19 protein-coding genes are annotated in these 15,762 nt (G+C 59.1%); 7 read left to right on the top strand and 12 right to left on the bottom strand.

Annotated elements, in window-relative coordinates:
• Nucleotides 1–2 precede the first annotated feature (2 nt).
• Genes coaE through ACW4YW_RS12630 form a run of 3 tightly spaced genes read left to right on the top strand, consistent with a single transcriptional unit; the run spans nt 3 to nt 1,597 of the window.
• The gene (coaE, locus tag ACW4YW_RS12640; protein WP_457137879.1) at nt 3–611 is read left to right on the top strand and encodes a dephospho-CoA kinase; all 609 of its coding nucleotides are present in this window, start codon (nt 3–5) and stop codon (nt 609–611) included.
• 54 nt (nt 612–665) lie between these two features.
• Nucleotides 666–1,424, top strand: a complete 759-nt coding sequence (gene zapD / locus ACW4YW_RS12635; RefSeq protein WP_457137878.1) for a cell division protein ZapD — start codon at nt 666–668, stop codon at nt 1,422–1,424.
• Nucleotides 1,412–1,597: a DNA gyrase inhibitor YacG gene (locus ACW4YW_RS12630; protein WP_457137877.1), complete on the top strand. Its 186-nt coding sequence runs from the start codon at nt 1,412–1,414 to the stop codon at nt 1,595–1,597. The genes zapD and ACW4YW_RS12630 overlap by 13 nt, the downstream gene beginning before the upstream one ends.
• Nucleotides 1,598–1,612: 15 nt before the next feature.
• Here ACW4YW_RS12630 and ACW4YW_RS12625 read toward each other — a convergent pair whose 3' ends face one another.
• From ACW4YW_RS12625 to ACW4YW_RS12595, 7 genes are all read right to left on the bottom strand, one after another.
• Nucleotides 1,613–2,047, bottom strand: a complete 435-nt coding sequence (locus ACW4YW_RS12625) for a hypothetical protein (protein ID WP_457137876.1) — start codon at nt 2,045–2,047, stop codon at nt 1,613–1,615.
• A gap of 2 nt (nt 2,048–2,049) precedes the next feature.
• The gene (locus ACW4YW_RS12620) at nt 2,050–2,982 is read right to left on the bottom strand and encodes a Nudix family hydrolase (RefSeq protein WP_457137875.1); all 933 of its coding nucleotides are present in this window, start codon (nt 2,980–2,982) and stop codon (nt 2,050–2,052) included.
• On the bottom strand, nt 2,979–3,854 hold the full coding sequence (locus ACW4YW_RS12615) for an ATP-binding protein (RefSeq protein WP_457137874.1): 876 nt from the start codon (nt 3,852–3,854) through the stop codon (nt 2,979–2,981). Before ACW4YW_RS12615 ends, ACW4YW_RS12620 begins: the two co-directional genes overlap by 4 nt.
• An 8-nt stretch (nt 3,855–3,862) precedes the next feature.
• Complete coding sequence (argJ, locus tag ACW4YW_RS12610) at nt 3,863–5,095, bottom strand: bifunctional glutamate N-acetyltransferase/amino-acid acetyltransferase ArgJ (RefSeq protein ID WP_457137873.1); 1,233 nt, start codon at nt 5,093–5,095, stop codon at nt 3,863–3,865.
• A 197-nt stretch (nt 5,096–5,292) separates the two neighbouring features.
• Nucleotides 5,293–5,478: a DUF1289 domain-containing protein gene (locus tag ACW4YW_RS12605; RefSeq protein ID WP_457137872.1), complete on the bottom strand. Its 186-nt coding sequence runs from the start codon at nt 5,476–5,478 to the stop codon at nt 5,293–5,295.
• 16 nt (nt 5,479–5,494) lie between these two features.
• Nucleotides 5,495–8,221, bottom strand: a complete 2,727-nt coding sequence (gene secA, locus ACW4YW_RS12600) for a preprotein translocase subunit SecA (RefSeq protein ID WP_457137871.1) — start codon at nt 8,219–8,221, stop codon at nt 5,495–5,497.
• A 77-nt stretch (nt 8,222–8,298) separates the two neighbouring features.
• Nucleotides 8,299–9,165, bottom strand: coding sequence for a M23 family metallopeptidase (locus ACW4YW_RS12595; RefSeq protein ID WP_457137870.1), 867 nt, complete (start codon nt 9,163–9,165; stop codon nt 8,299–8,301).
• Nucleotides 9,166–9,189: 24 nt separating this feature from the next.
• Between ACW4YW_RS12595 and ACW4YW_RS12590 the strand changes: the two genes are divergently transcribed.
• From ACW4YW_RS12590 to ACW4YW_RS12575, 4 genes are read left to right on the top strand one after another with little or no spacing between them, the layout of a single operon-like run.
• Entirely contained in the window at nt 9,190–9,606 is a 417-nt protein-coding gene (locus ACW4YW_RS12590; protein ID WP_457137869.1) for a DciA family protein, read from the top strand.
• 49 nt (nt 9,607–9,655) lie between these two features.
• Entirely contained in the window at nt 9,656–10,447 is a 792-nt protein-coding gene (locus ACW4YW_RS12585; RefSeq protein ID WP_457137868.1) for a sulfite exporter TauE/SafE family protein, read from the top strand.
• Nucleotides 10,444–11,184, top strand: a complete 741-nt coding sequence (locus ACW4YW_RS12580) for an ABC transporter ATP-binding protein (protein WP_457137867.1) — start codon at nt 10,444–10,446, stop codon at nt 11,182–11,184. The genes ACW4YW_RS12585 and ACW4YW_RS12580 overlap by 4 nt, the downstream gene beginning before the upstream one ends.
• On the top strand, nt 11,184–11,990 hold the full coding sequence (locus ACW4YW_RS12575) for an ABC transporter permease (protein ID WP_457137866.1): 807 nt from the start codon (nt 11,184–11,186) through the stop codon (nt 11,988–11,990). Before ACW4YW_RS12580 ends, ACW4YW_RS12575 begins: the two co-directional genes overlap by 1 nt.
• On the opposite strand, the gene ACW4YW_RS12570 is transcribed toward ACW4YW_RS12575, so the two are convergent.
• The 5 genes from ACW4YW_RS12570 to ACW4YW_RS12550 all read right to left on the bottom strand — a co-directional run bounded on the left by ACW4YW_RS12570 (nt 11,991) and on the right by ACW4YW_RS12550 (nt 15,423).
• Nucleotides 11,991–12,911: a diguanylate cyclase domain-containing protein gene (locus ACW4YW_RS12570; RefSeq protein WP_457137865.1), complete on the bottom strand. Its 921-nt coding sequence runs from the start codon at nt 12,909–12,911 to the stop codon at nt 11,991–11,993.
• Between the two features lie 269 nt (nt 12,912–13,180).
• Nucleotides 13,181–13,708, bottom strand: coding sequence for an inorganic diphosphatase (ppa, locus tag ACW4YW_RS12565; RefSeq protein WP_309566263.1), 528 nt, complete (start codon nt 13,706–13,708; stop codon nt 13,181–13,183).
• A gap of 77 nt (nt 13,709–13,785) precedes the next feature.
• The gene (locus tag ACW4YW_RS12560; RefSeq protein ID WP_457137998.1) at nt 13,786–14,016 is read right to left on the bottom strand and encodes a YkvA family protein; all 231 of its coding nucleotides are present in this window, start codon (nt 14,014–14,016) and stop codon (nt 13,786–13,788) included.
• A 75-nt stretch (nt 14,017–14,091) separates the two neighbouring features.
• Nucleotides 14,092–14,985 (bottom strand): phosphoribosylaminoimidazolesuccinocarboxamide synthase, encoded by an 894-nt coding sequence (locus ACW4YW_RS12555; RefSeq protein WP_457137864.1) that lies wholly within the window; start codon nt 14,983–14,985, stop codon nt 14,092–14,094.
• A 21-nt stretch (nt 14,986–15,006) separates the two neighbouring features.
• Nucleotides 15,007–15,423, bottom strand: coding sequence for a phosphate-starvation-inducible protein PsiE (locus ACW4YW_RS12550; RefSeq protein ID WP_309566260.1), 417 nt, complete (start codon nt 15,421–15,423; stop codon nt 15,007–15,009).
• Nucleotides 15,424–15,762 lie beyond the last annotated feature (339 nt).

The raw sequence follows: 15,762 nt of genomic DNA, 5'->3' as shown, positions 1-15,762 counted from the left end.
AGATGTACGTAGTTGGACTCACTGGCGGCATTGGTGCCGGCAAAAGCGAAGCGGCAAGAATATTTAGCGGGCTGGGCGTGCCCGTCGTCGACGTCGATGTGATTTCGCGCCGCCTGACCGGCGCCGGCCAGCCATTGGTGGCGAAAATAGCGGAAGCATTCGGCGCAGAATATGTCACCGCGGATGGCGCCATGGATAGAGGCAAAATACGCGACCGCATATTCTCCAACGATGCCGACCGCAGGCTACTCGAATCCATCCTGCACCCCGCCATTCACGGCGAGGCCCTGCGAGAACTGGAAAACTACAACCAGGCCCCGTACCAGATACTCGCCATCCCATTGTTTTTTGAGACAAACCGCTACGAAGGCATCGTCAACCGCACCCTGTTGATCGACTGCGACGAGGACAAGCAGATCAGCCGGGTGGTCAACCGCAACGGCTTCACCGAGAGCATGGTGCGTTCCATCATCGCCGCCCAGGCTTCGCGCAGTTTCCGCCGCGCCCTCGCCAACGACATCATCGACAATAACGGCAGTATTGAGGAACTAGAAGAGAAAATTCGCCTGATGCATGAAAAATTCATTAAGACTTGCATAGTTAGCGAATAAATCTGATAATTCACGCTAGCTTTTATAAACAAACGGATCAGCCTCGAGAAGCCCGTGCCTAGTTACGACTATCCTTTTAATGAACGCATCCGTACCCTGTTGCGTCTGGAAGACTTGTTTATCAAGGTCTTGCATAACATTGAGGGGGAGCACGAGTTCGTCCACCACAGCGTCCTGCTGTCCATTTTCCAGATCCTGGACATCATAGAGCGGGCCGAGCTCAAGATGGACCTGCTGCAAGAGTTGGACCGCCAGAAAATGGTCATGAACAACCTGCGCGGCAACCCCTCGATCGAGGAAAAAGTGCTGAACGACCTGGTGACCGATATCGAGAATGCAGCGCGACCGCTACGCAATACGCCAGGCAAGCTCGGACAAACCCTGCGCGACAACGAATGGCTGATGAGCATCAAGCAGCGCTCCGTCATCCCAGGCGGCGTCTGTGAGTTCGACCTGCCGTCCTACCACTACTGGCTGGGACTGAGCAGCGAGCGCCGCAAGCACGACCTCAGCGTCTGGATGAGCCCATTGATGCCGCTGTACGACGCCATCCGCATCATCCTGCACATCCTGCGCGGCAGCGGAGCGACTTCCAGCATGACCGCCGTCAACGGGGCTTACCAGCAAATGCTGGGAGGCGCCAAGCCTGCGCAGATGCTGCGGGTGGAGATCAGCGACGATACGCCCTGCTTTCCCGAAGTGAGCGCCAACAAGTACGCCATCAACATCCGCTTCAACAGCCTGGACAACGCCCAACGGCCGCGTCCTTGCGACTCCAACATCGATTTCTCATTGACATTGTGCAACCTGTAGGCAAAAAACTGGTTCCCTGCCCGCAATGCGGGGAATTGTCGGAATACTCCAGCACAAACCCATACCGTCCGTTCTGCTCGGAACGCTGCCGCCTGATCGACCTGGGCCAATGGGCCAGTGAGGGCTATCGCATCCCGGACACCAACCCCAAGCCTGACGACGACGAATACTAGCGCACGAATAGTAGGTTAAGGCTGGGCGCTGAATTCGAGTTTATATTGAGTCTTTAATGGCTGGGACGGACGCTTGATATCGAGCGTCATCAGCCAGTCGCTGCTGCCGCTCACGCATACCGGCAGGGTCACCATGGCGCGCCAGCTGCCATCAGGCTGCTGCTGGAGACGGTAGCGGTTGACCCCCATCTGCATATCCTGCATATCAAAGCTGGCCTGCACCGACTCCGCCTCGGGCAATGTTACCCGCATCTCGAACGCCTGCATGACCTTGGGCGTTGTCATCGCCTGGATTGTCAGGTCGTCATGACGGCATCCGCGCACAATATCCTCGCAGGCGATCGCTAACGGTTCGACCGTGCCTCCGCCAGGCTTGAGCCATAAATAAGCCAACAGCACCAGCGCGGGCACCAGCACAACCGCCAGCCGCGCCAATAGCTTGCGCGACATGATCAGTCCCATGCTCCGCGCATCATGGCGATACCGTGAGCGCCGTGCTGCCATGCCTGTTCCATATGCGCCTGCTGCAGGCCGCCCAATGCGTAGACCGGCAGGCTGCTGTCCTGCACCAAGGCGACAAAGCCTTCCCAGCCCAATACCTGGGCTTGAGGATGGCTTAATGTCGGCAGTACTGGCGACAGCACGGCAAAATCCAGCGCCAAGGATTGGGCATGCGCGAGCTGCTGCGCATCATGGCAAGAGGCAGCGCACAGCATGCCACTAGGACGCTCCGAAAGCGCCATCAGCCGCTCGGAAGACAGATGCACCCCGGCCATGCCCAATGCCCGCGCAGTCTCAATCTCGCCATTGAGCAGCACCCTGGCCTGGTAAGGCTGCGCTAGCTTGAGCACTTGCTCCGCCAAACGCTGCAGGCTCTCCTCAGGCAAATGCTTTTCCCTCAACTGCAGCAAGCGCAGCCCTTGGTCTAGGGCATGCTGCAAGCGTTTCAGGAAGCGCTGCTCCCCTAGTTCTGCCGCATTGCTGATCGCATAAATGGACGGCAGGCCCAGGGCTGCCAGGATAGGCTCATTGGCGGGCAGCATCGGACCTACGGTCAATGCGGCAGGACGTTGCCAGCTCAGTTTCTGTCCTTCACAGCCACGCGGTTCATGCTGCCATTCGCGCACGATGAAAAAATGCAGCTCCACTTTGCGGTCGGGATATTCGAAGCGCCGCAGCAGCCAGGGATAGGCCTTTTCCACCTCGACCCCAAGCTCTTCGCGTAACTCGCGCACCAGGGCGTGATATGGAGTTTCGTCGGACTCTATCTTGCCTCCGGGAAATTCCCACCAGCCTTCCCAAGGCTTGCCGGCAGGACGCTCGGCCAGCAGCACCTGGCCGTCAGGGCGTTGCAATATGGCTACGGCGGCACGTACTACGCTCATGGATGTCTGGCTCCTGCCAAGGCCTGGCGGCCGACATAGTCGCGGGCAAACTGGTACGCCACCCGGCCGCTGCGCGCGCCTCGGGTATGCGAAAACAGCAAGGCGGCGCTGCGGGTTTCCTCGTCCACTTGTTCGATACCGTAATGCTTGAGCCATTGCGCAACGACGGACAGATATTCATCCTGGCTGAACGGATAGAACGACAGCCAGAGGCCGAAACGCTCGGACAACGATACCTTTTCCTCGGTGGTGTCACCTGGCCTGATCTCGTCGCCATGCCGCGTCACCTCCAGGTTTTCCGCCATGTATTCAGGCATCAGGTGGCGGCGGTTGGAAGTGGCATACACCACGACATTGTCCGATGTCGCCGCGATCGAACCGTCCAGCACCACCTTGAGCGCCTTGTAGCCCGGATCGCTGGACTCGAAGGAAAGGTCGTCGCAGAAGACGATAAAGCGCTCCTTGCGCTCGCGCAGCAAGGCGACGATTTCCGGCAATGCCACTAGGTCCTGCTTGTCCACCTCCACCAGGCGCAAACCCTGGCCCGCAAACGCGCCCAGCACCGCTTTCACGAGTGAGGACTTGCCGGTGCCTCGCGCGCCGGTCAACAGCACGTTGTTGGCTGGATGGCCATGCACGAACTGCTCCGTGTTGCGCACGATTTCAGCCTTTTGCTCATCCACGTTGCGGATGTCGTCCAGGCTGATGTGATGCGGATGCTCCACGGCCACCAGGTGGCCGCGTCCGTTCAATGCCTGCCAGCGCCAGGCAATGGCGTTCCAGTCAGGTTCGGGTGCCGGCGGCGGCAAGAAGCTTTCCAGCCTCGCCAGCACAGCTTCGGCACGGGTGATCAATTGCTCGAGATCGGCCATGAGTCGTCCTAGCTGCGATAGTCCGCATTGATGCGGACATAGTCATAGGAAAAATCGCAGGTCCAGACCGTGGCATTGGCCTGTCCGCGGTTCAGCACGACGCGCACGGTGATTTCGGCTTCCTTCATCACGGCAGCGCCTTGTTCCTCCACATAGCTTGCCGCGCGTCCGCCATGCTCGGCCACCAGTACATCGCCCAGGTAAAGCTGCATGGCATTCACGTCGAGGTCGTCCACGCCTGCATAGCCGATCGCGGCGAGAATCCGCCCGAGGTTGGGGTCGGAGGCAAAGAAGGCGGTCTTGATCAATGGCGAGTGCGCAATCGCGTAGGCGACCTGGCGGCACTCCTCCACGTCCTTGCCGGACTCGACCTGGATCGTCATGAACTTGGTGGCGCCTTCGCCGTCTCGCACGATCGCCTGGGCTAGCTCAACCGCCACTTCGGTGATGGCATCCTGCAATTGCTGGAATTCCGCACTGGCGACATCAACGATCTCAACATTGCCTGCCTTGCCGGTCGCCATGACGATGAAGGAATCGTTGGTCGAGGTATCGCCATCGACCGTGATGCAGTTGAAGGAGCGGTTCACCGCGTGATCGATCAAGGCTTCCAACGCCGCCTGGCCGATCGCGGCATCCGTTGCCACATAGCCCAGCATGGTCGCCATGTTCGGGTGGATCATGCCGGAACCCTTGGAAATCCCGGTAACCGTGACGGCCTTGCCGCCCAGGGTGATTTGACGCGAAGTGCCCTTGGAGACGATGTCGGTCGTCATGATGGCCTCGGCGGCATCGAACCAGCGTGGTTCACCCAGGTCAGCCACGCATTGAGGCAGGCCGGCCAGCAAACGGTCCATCGGCAATGGTTCCAGTATGACGCCGGTGGAGAAGGGCAACACCTGCTCAGGCTTGAGCTGCAACAGCTTAGCCAGCTCAATACATGTAGCGCGCGCGTTTTCCAGGCCAGTCTCGCCGGTTCCCGCATTGGCATTGCCGGTATTGACCACCAGCGCACGAATATCGCCGCCGGTCTTGGCCAAATGTTCCTTGCAGACGGTCACTGGCGCCGCACAGAAGCGGTTCTTGGTGAATACGCCAGCCGCGCGTGCACCCTCGGCAAGCCTGATGACCAGCATATCCTTGCGGTCTGGCTTGCGGATATGGGCTTTTGCAATACCAAGCTCTACGCCTGGAACCGGCAACAGGGAATGCGCCTCGGGCGCGACGAGATTGACTGGCATGATGGTTTTTCTCAGGAACGCAAAAGGCTGATTTTACCGTAATCGGCTGACGCATGCCCGACAGTCCCAGGAATGCAGGCAATAAAAAAGCCGGGATATCCCGGCTTAAGGCAGCCAACAACACTTTCCTGACCTTGTCGCTCTGCCTTGTCGAAGCTACTTGTACTATCGCTGAATTCTATTGACCACCCTTTGCCTCAAGCCTGCCTGAGACGCCTTGCTGCCAGCGCCCGCATCACCTGCAGGCGCTCGGCATCATTCATGGTACGCCAGTCGCGAATTTCAGCAAGCGTACGCAAGCAGCCCGTGCAATACTCCCGGCGGCCATCCAGCGCGCATGCCCCGATGCAGGGAGAAACTAATTGCGGGGCTTGCGCCTGCATCTGTTCGATCCTGGCATCAGCTCAGCTTGCCATGGCACTGCTTGTACTTCTTTCCGGAACCGCAAGGGCAAGGATCGTTACGGCCCACCTTGGCGCCGGCACGCTCGAATGTCGTGACCGACTGCTCGCCGGCCTCATCGGAGTCATCGGCATTGCCGAGCGCTTCGTCATAGTCCGCATGCTGGTATTGCACGTTCTCAAGTTCGGCAGGCTTCTCGACGGCTTGCACATCCGCCTCGCTCTGCACCTTGACCAGCATGGTCACCTGGGTCACTTCGCGCTTGACGGTATCCAGCAAGCTGGAGAACAGGGCAAAAGCCTCGCGCTTGTATTCCTGCTTGGGGTTCTTCTGGGCATAGGAGCGCAGGTGGATGCCCTGGCGCAAATGATCCAGCGCCGCCAGGTGCTCACGCCAGTGGTTATCCAGGCTTTGCAGCATCACGGCGCGCTCGAACTGGCGCATGACCGAAGCCGAAGCCTGGTCTTCCTTCGCCTGGTAGGCGGCATTGGCCGTCTCGACGATATGTTCGCGCAAAGTCTCTTCATGCAGGTTGGGATTATCTTCCAGCATCTTCTGCAACGGGATCTCGAGGCCCAAATCAGCTTGCAGGGCTTTTTCCAGGCCAGGAATGTCCCACTGCTCTTCCAGGCTTTCGGGCGGAATATAGGTCGCAATCAAGTCGTGGATCACGTCCACACGCATCACGGCAATGGTCTCGCCCACGTCTGCGGCTTCGAGCAATTCGTTGCGCTGCTGGTAGATAACCTTGCGCTGATCATTCGATACGTCGTCATATTCCAGCAGTTGCTTGCGGATATCGAAGTTGCGGCCCTCGACCTTGCGCTGGGCGTTCTCGATCGCACGCGTGACCCATGGATGCTCGATGGCCTCGCCTTCCGGCATTTTCAGGCGCTCCATGATGGCGGCGACACGGTCGGAAGCGAAAATACGCAGCAACTGGTCTTCCAGCGACAGGTAGAATCGGCTGGAACCAGGATCGCCCTGGCGGCCGGCACGGCCGCGCAGCTGGTTGTCCACGCGCCGGGACTCATGGCGCTCGGTGCCTATGATATGCAGGCCGCCTGCCGCCAATACGGCGTCATGCTTCACCTGCCAGTCGGCCTTGATCTTGGCGACCTGCGCCGCCTTGTCGGATTCGGACAAGCTCTCGTCCGCTTCCAGCACCGCGATTTCGTCCTCCGGATTGCCCCCCAGCACGATATCGGTACCGCGGCCCGCCATATTGGTGGCAATGGTGATCATGCCGGCACGGCCGGCCTGGGCGATGATGTGCGCCTCGCGCTCGTGCTGCTTGGCGTTCAGTACCTGGTGCTCTAGCTTGGCCTCGGATAACACCCTGGAAATCAGTTCAGAGTTCTCGATCGAGGTGGTGCCTACCAGCACGGGCTGGCCGCGCTTCTGGCATTCCTTGATATCGTCGATCACCGCCTGGTACTTTTCCTTGGCGGTGCGATACACCTTGTCCATGTGGTCCTTGCGCTGCAATGGGCGGTGCGTAGGAATCACCACGGTTTCCAGGCCATAGATCTGGTTGAACTCGTAAGCTTCGGTATCGGCGGTGCCGGTCATGCCGGACAGCTTGCCGTACATGCGGAAGTAATTCTGGAAGGTGATGGAAGCCAGGGTCTGGTTTTCCTTCTGGATGGTCACGCCTTCCTTGGCTTCCACCGCCTGGTGCAGGCCGTCTGACCAGCGGCGGCCCGCCATCATGCGGCCAGTGAACTCGTCGACGATCACGATTTCGCCATCGCGCACCACGTAGTGCTGGTCGCGGTGGTAAAGCGATTGCGCGCGCAGGGCGGCGTACATATGATGCACCAGGCTGATGTTGGCAGCGTCGTAGAGGCTGCTGCCCTCGGCCAGCAAGCCCGCCTCGGCCAGCAAGGCCTCCGCATGCTCGTGCCCTTGCTCCGAGAGCAATACCTGATGCGATTTCTCGTCCACCCAGAAGTCGCCTTCGCCGTCTTCCTTTTCCTGGCGCACCAGCTTGGCGGCGATGCTGTTCATCTGCAGGTAGAGGTCCACGCTGTCGTCGGCCTGGCCGGAAATAATCAGCGGGGTGCGCGCTTCGTCGATCAGGATGGAGTCGACCTCGTCCACCAGCGCATAGTTGAGGCTGCGCTGCACGCGCTCTTCCGCCGTGAACACCATGTTGTCGCGCAGGTAGTCGAAACCGAATTCGTTGTTGGTGCCGTAGGTGATGTCGGCCGCATAGGCTTTCTGCTTTTCATCGTGCGGCATTTGCGAGAGGTTGATGCCCACGCTCAGGCCGAGGAAGTTATACAGGCGGGACATCCATTCGGCATCGCGCCGCGCCAGGTAGTCGTTCACCGTGACCACATGCACGCCCTTGCCGGTCAAGGCATTGAGGTAGGCAGGCAGGGTCGCCACCAGGGTCTTGCCCTCGCCGGTGCGCATTTCGGCAATCTTGCCCGCATTCAGCACCATGCCGCCGATCAACTGCACGTCGAAATGGCGCATGTTGAGCACGCGGCGGCCACCTTCGCGCACCACGGCAAACGCCTCGGGCAGCAGTTTTTCCAGCGACTCGCCCTGCTGGTAGCGTTGCTTGAACTCCTCCGTCTTGGCTTTGAGCTGCTCGTCCGTCAACGCCTGCATGCTGGGTTCCAGCGCATTGATGGCCTTGACGTTCTGTGCATATTGCTTGACCAGCCGCTCGTTGCGGCTACCGAAGATTTTCTTGAACAACGCGGATAACATGAAGTGGCACCACTTTTCCGTATGGACGGAAACCTCTAGGTTAGCTTTAAAATAAGTTTGGTTAATAAAATCAAAATCTAATTCGCGCTTTGCAAATACTTGCGCGGATCCAGCGCGGCCCCGTTCAAGCGCACCTCGAAATGCAGGTGGGCCCCGGTGGAACGCCCGGTACTGCCGACGCGGGCGATCAATTGGCCTCGCTCGACACGGTCACCAGCCTTCACCAGCAACTGGGATGCATGGGCATAACGGGTTTCAAGCCCCGACCCATGGTTAATCTTGACAATTCTACCATAGTCGGGAGTCTGCTCCGCAGCCGTTACAACTCCTGCGGCAGAAGCATACACAGGCGTCCCGCTGTCCGCTACGAAATCCAGGCCCTCGTGGAACGCGACCTTGCCGGAAAACGGGTCGACACGCCAGCCATAGCTGGAGGAGTTATACGCCACATCGGTCGGCATGGTGCTCGGCAATGTACTCGCCTTCAGGCGCTGCTGCAACAGGGAGGCTTCGAGCACGCTCAGCTTGTCGCTGTTGAGGTCTATCGATTGCGTCAATGCCTGGATGCGCTGCTTCAATTCCTCCTCGGACATGGTACGCGCATCTACCATGGGGCCGCCCCGCCCCGGCGGCAAGGCATCGGCGTCGCTGGCCTTGACGCCTGCCAGGCTGGAGAGCCGCGCGCCCAATGCATCCAGACGCAACACCTTCGCCTCTATCTCGCCAAGCTGCTGCGCCAACGCATCGATATGCGCCTGCTCGCCTGCGCTCGCGAAATGCATGGAAGCCGGGGCGCCTTTGTGCTGGTGGGTACCCTGTGGCACAATAAGCACCCAAAGCAGCAAGGCTGGCAGCGCGCTCAGCAGGCCAATGACGAGCAAGGCCAGTGGCAGCGGGATGCTACGGGTCCTTGCAGTACTATTCGATACTAAAATGATGTTCATTACTTCCCCTTGGGAGAGCCCGGCATGCTGCGTGTAAGTGCATTGTTTACTGAAAATGCCGAATTGGCGGCTCTTTCGCAACAAGCAGAGCAACTGACACTTTCGCAGCAGAAATGGAACGCCGTAGTACCCGCCGCGCTGAAACCTTATACGCAGGCAGGGAGTCTCAGCCACAAGCGCCTGACGGTCTATGCCACCAATGGCGCAGTCGCTGCAAAAATCAAATTGATGCTGCCCAGCCTGATGCTTGGGCTGAAAAAACAAGGGCTTGAAGTTACTTCAATTCGGGTGGAAGTGCAAGTGCAATCTGCCGCGGGCACGCCTGCCAAGAAAGTGCGCACGCTCAGCCCGGCCGCAGCAGCCAGCCTTGAAAAGCTGGCAAGCGAACTGCAGGGCTCGCCGCTGGGCGATGCCATTGCCCGGCTTTCCAGCCGCCGCTAGCAGCACCTTCGCCTGTCCCTGACATTCACCAGGATTTTGTCGGATCAATATGGAATTTTTACTTTATTTTATTGCCGGGGCAGGGGCAGGGGTTTTGTCGGGACTGCTTGGCGTAGGCGGCGGCACCGTGATCGTGCCCATCCTGGTCGTCATCTTCAGCTCACTGGCGTTCCCGCCGCAGCACATCATGCATATCGCGCTCGGCACCTCGCTGGCGACGATCATCGTCACCTCGATTTCCTCGGCGCGCGCCCACCATAAAAAACAGAACGTGCATTGGTCCGCGGTCAAACTGATCGCGCCCGGCATCGTTATCGGCACATTGCTCGGCGCCGTACTGGCCGGGCAGCTGGATACCGTGATACTCAAGGTGATTTTCGCCGTGTTCGTATTGCTGATCGCCACCCAGATGGTGTTTAACTTCACGCCGGCGGCCCACAGGCAATTGCCAGGCAAGGCCGGCACCTTGGGCATGGGAGGCGTCATCGGCGTGCTTTCCAGCCTGGTCGGCATTGGCGGCGGATCGCTATCGGTGCCGTTCCTGATCTATTGCAATTTCAACGCGCGCTACGCCATCGGCACCTCCTCTGCGATCGGGCTGCCGATCGCAGTCGCCGGCACACTCGGTTTCGTCGTCACAGGCCTGGCGGAGGGCAATCTGCCCGCATACAGCCTGGGCTATGTCTACCTGCCGGCATTCGCCGGCATTGCGCTCGCCAGCATGCTCACCGCGCCGTTTGGCGCTTACCTGGCCCATAGGCTGCCGGTCCCGGTGTTGAAAAAGCTGTTTGCGCTGCTGCTCTACGTGGTAGGCATCAAGATGCTCTGGAGTTTGGTATGAGCCAGGAATTCGTCATCGAGGTCGACGGCCTGTACAAGTATTTCGACCAGTTCTGTGCCGTCGACAACCTGTGCTTCCAGGCCAAGCGCGGCGTCACCACGGCCTTGCTGGGCGGCAACGGTGCGGGAAAAACCACGACGATTGCCATGCTGCTGGGGTTATTGACTCCTAGCCAGGGACAGATCCGCATCCTTGGCGAGGACATGCTGCAGCATCGCTACCGCCTTCTGCACCGCATGAATTTTTCCTCTCCCTACGTCGACCTGCCGCAACGCCTGACGATACGCGAGAACCTCACCGTCTACGGGCATTTGTACCGGCTGCCTAGGCTCAAGCCGCGCATTGAGGAACTGGCCGGGGCGCTGCACCTGGATGCGCTATTGGACAAGCGCTACGGGCAGCTTTCGGCCGGCCAGAAAACCCGTGTTTCCCTCGCCAAGTCGCTGCTCAACGAACCCGAGTTGCTGCTGATGGACGAGCCTACCGCATCGCTGGACCCTGACACCGCGGACTCCATCCGCAGCTACCTGGAGCAATACCAACGCGACACTGGCGCCAGCATCCTGCTGGCATCGCACAATATGGCCGAGGTCGAGCGCATGGCGACTGACGTGATCATGATGCGCAAAGGCCAGGTGGTGGATACCGGCACCCCGTCCGGCCTGCTTGCCAAGTACGGTCGCAACAACCTGGAGGAAGTCTTCATCGACATCGCGCGCCATAAGGAACCTGCCTGATGCAGGATATCCACTTCTCTCCTAGGCGCATCGGCGCGGTAGCATTGCGCCACCTCTACCTGATGCGATCTTCCTGGCCGCGCGTGCTGGAAATGGTCTACTGGCCTACGGTGCAGATGATACTGTGGGGTTTCATCACCTTGTACTTGCAAGGAAACAGCAGCCTGATCGCTCAGGCCAGCGGCATCCTGCTTTCCGGGGTGTTGCTTTGGGACGTGCTGTTCCGCGGTCAGCTCGGCATTGCATTGGTGTTCACGGAGGAAATGTGGTCGCGCAACCTGGGCCATTTGTTCGTCAGCCCGTTGCGGCCTTATGAAATGGTGGCATCGCTGCTGCTCATGAGCCTGATCCGCACCCTGATCGGCATCGGCGGCGCCACCCTCATCGCCATCCCGCTGTTCGGCTACAACATCTACGACATGGGCCTGCCGCTGATTGCCTTCTTCCTCAACCTCATCGTCATGGGCTGGGCGATCGGCCTGATCGTATCCGGTATCGTGCTGCGCTACGGCATGGGCGCGGAAAGCATCGCCTGGGTCAGCGTGTTTGCGATCCAGCCGCTCTGTGCCATCTATTACCCGGTCGCCACCCTGCCCGGCTGGCTGCAGCCTGTCGCCCTGGCGTTGCCGGCAAGCCATGTGTTCGAAGGGATGCGCGCATTGCTGTTAGAGCACAGCTTCAATGCAAGCCACATGGCCTGGGCAATAGGGCTGAATATCATCTACCTGGCCGTCGGTGTCGCCGTATTCCTCGGCTACTTCCAAATCGCGAGGCGCAAGGGGCTGCTGTTGCAGGTGGGCGAATGATCAGCCTTCTTCTTTGGCGGCCGTCCACATTCCCCGGCCGTTGCTCTTGGATATGTAGAGCGCCTCGTCGGCCTTCTTGAACAGCTGCTGGCAGGAAGTCGCGGCCAGCGGATAAATGGCGAACCCGATGCTGGTATTGATCCGATACGGATTGTCGGCGCCGATGTCGAAAGGTTCGTGCAGCATGTCTATAATCTTGCTGCACAGGCGTTCAGCGGTGTTCTTGGTGGTGATGTTGGGCGCCAGGATGCCGAACTCGTCGCCGCCAAACCGCGCCAGGTGGTCGCTGGAGCGGACGCAGGCCGACAGCACCGAGGCCACATGCTTCAAGACCAGGTCGCCGGTCTGGTGGCCGTAGGTGTCGTTAATCGCCTTGAAGCGGTCGAGGTCGAGCAGGATCAGCAGCAGCATCTGGTTTTCGTCGGCGGCTTTCTGCGTTAGGTGCTCGAGATAGAAGTCGAACGCCCTGCGGTTGAGCAAGCCGGTCAACGCATCCTTTTCCGCAAGCGCCTTGAGCGTGGCTTCGTCCCGCTTGCGCTCGGTGATATCGACAAATGTCGCCAGGGCCAAGCCGGCCTCTGGCAGGATCACCCCGCCGTGAAGCGCCGTCTTGATGCTGCCGTCGGCGCATTGGACATTCACTTCTACCGCGGGGACCTCGTAGACCTGTTTGCCGCCGCCCTCAAAATATGCCGACCACCTTTCGCGTGCACTTACCTGTTGGTTTGCCAAGGGATAAACCCGCACGATCCAATCTTCCACCGAGGAAAAATCGCTGCTGCGGTAACCGTAGGTCTCGCGAAACTTGCCGTTCATGAATAGAATCTTGCCGCCTTGCAGGCTGGCACAGGAAATAGGGATAGGCAGCGACTCCAGCAATGCCTCGAGCTGGTAGCTTTCAAGCTTCAGTTGACTAATCATCTATTCAGCCGCAATTGTCATCCATCCCATCATATCCCCGGCACAAGGCCGCTTAATCGCAAACACTTGAGCCAATCTTCAGCTTCACGCGCCTGTCATCATAATGACATGAATGCCACGCCGAAGTAAGACAATTACCTATTTATTTGCCGGAATTAGCAACGGCCTCCAACATTCCTTTATGCATGCCACTTGCTGCTTTTATTGCATAAAAAAAGAGGAGCATTGCTCCTCTTTGTGATCCTGATCAGTTCTATTGCGGGACTGAATTACTTACCGAACCTCTCGACGCCAGCGACGATTTCCGCCTTGGCGTCTTCAACATCCTTCCACTCGCCGACCTTGACCCATTTGCCCTTTTCCAGGTCCTTGTAGTGCTCGAAGAAGTGGGCGATAGGCGCGAGCTGGAACTCGGGGATATCCTGGTAGGACTTGATGTCCTTGTATTGCGGGCAGATCTTGTCCACCGGCACGGCCAGCACTTTGGCGTCCACGCCGCCATCATCTTCCATGGTCAGCACGCCGATCGCGCGGCAGCGGATCACCACGCCCGGCTGCAATGGAATCGGGGTGATCACCAGCACGTCGACGGGGTCGCCGTCTTCAGACAGCGTCTGCGGAATGTAGCCGTAGTTGCATGGATAGTGCATGGAGGTACCCATGAAACGGTCCACGAATACGGCGCCGGAATCCTTGTCCACTTCGAACTTGATGGGCTCGCCACGCATGGAGATTTCGATAATGACGTTGAAGTCGTTAGGGATGTCTTTGCCTGCCGGCACATTACAGAGGGACATGGATTGATCCTTAAATAGGTTTTGGTTTGAATAATATGAAGATAACGCGGGATTTTAGCGTAAATCAGGGGCAAAAATCATCTTTGGGCTGCGGTGCGGTCGGCGACCTGCTGCCTGCATTCGGCAACCACCGCTGCCGGCACGCACTTGATGCCCAGATAGAACAGGCCCGGCACGATGACCAGGTCATCCAACTGCCCGAGGATGGGGATGAAATCCGGGATCAGGTCGAACGGCAGCAGCAGATAGCCCACCGCCAGCCCCAGCAGCACCCTGGCCAGCCAGGGCGTTTGCGGATGGCGCAGCACCAACTGGTAGACTTCCAGCTCGGTCTTGAGCTGCCGCGCCAGCTTTTTCAGCTTTTCTTTCAGGGCATGTCCTGGCTAGAAAGGCTTACCGGTCAGGCGCTCGAACGCCTCGCGGTATTTGTCCGACGTCCTGGCTGCCACGTCGTCCGGCAAGGCCGGGCCGGGCGCCGTCTTGTTCCAGCCGGTGGATTCCAGCCAGTCGCGCACGTATTGCTTGTCGAAGCTTGGCGGGTTGCTGCCGACCTGGTATTGGTCCTGAGGCCAGAAGCGCGATGAGTCCGGCGTCAGCACTTCATCGATCAGGTACAGCTCGCCCGCCTCGTCCAGCCCGAACTCGAACTTGGTGTCAGCGATGATGATGCCGCGGCTCAAGGCATAGGCCGCCGCTTCCTTGTAAAGCTGCACGCTGATGCGCGCCACCTTGTCGGCCAACTCTTTACCCAATAGCTGGGCGCATTTTTCCAGCGTGATGTTCTCGTCGTGGTCGCCTACTTCCGCCTTGCTCGATGGCGTGAACAAGGGCTCGGGCAACTGCGCCGCCTCCTGCAGGCCGGCCGGCAACGGGATGCCGCACACGCTCTGGCTGGCCTTGTATTCCTTCCAGCCGGAACCTGCGAGGTAGCCGCGCACGATCGCCTCGATCGGCAGCGGCTTGAGCTTCTTCACCACCAATGCGCGCGGCCCCAATTGCGCCTGTTCCGCAGGGTCGCTCACCACGGTATTAGGGTCTATGCCGGTCAGGTGGTTGGGCACGACATGCTTGAGCTTCTCGAACCAGAAATTGGCAATCTGGGTCAGGATCGCGCCCTTGTCCTTGATCGGCGTCGGCAGGATAACGTCGAATGCGGAGAGGCGGTCGCTCGCCACCAGCAGCATGTGTTGGTCGTCGAGGTCATAAATATCCCGCACCTTGCCCTGATTGATGAGTTTCAGGCTCTTGATGCTGGATTGCATGAGGGGAGTAGTCAAAACGTGTACCTTTATCAAAAACTATTTGTGATGGTCCTGTTCGGGGCCATCGGAATAAGGAAACTTCACATGGCCGTAGCGCACCACCAGGATGGCGACGGCGATCAGCAGGATGGAAGCCGCCACGGCGAAGATGCGCCAGGCTTCCAGTTCCTTGATATCCAGCACCAGGTAGCGCGCCAGCGCAATGATGCCGATATACAAGGGGTACCGCACCGGCAGCGTGCCCGAGCTCAAGTAGTGGTTGAGCATGGTGAGGATTTCGAGATAGAGGAACAGCAGCAGCAAATCCGCCACGGTCACGGCCCTCATATCCCAGATATGCAGCGCGGCCTGCCCGGTCGCCACTATCGTCGCCAAGGCGATGAACACCAGCAATGCCTGCTCGACGAGGCCGATGCCTCGTTGGCCTAATTTACTGTATTTATTGGGTTGCATAGCGGCGCTGGTCCGGGCAAATGATCCCGGCATTATACGCTGTAAATATCCGCCGCCGTGAAGCGATAGAGCCTGTTCACGATCAATTCATAGGGCACGTTGTCCCGGCAGGGTAATTGATGCAAGGCGCAAACCACAAGCATGCGCATTGTAACCGGGCTTATTGCCCGGCGAGGATTTGCAACGCAGCAGCGGCTGCGCTGCCGGGTCAACCCGGAGGGCATGGCATCAAAACGCGCCCGCTCCGCGTTGCAGTCCTTGGCAAGGCAATGAGCATTACCTGCGGACTGCGCCTTGATCGGACACGTGTTGCAGCCATGCGTGCCCTATGAATTGATC

The organism is Methylobacillus pratensis, from assembly GCF_054072455.1.
The sequence above is the reverse complement of the archived record's forward strand: the minus strand, read 5'-3'. Positions and strand labels throughout refer to the sequence as shown.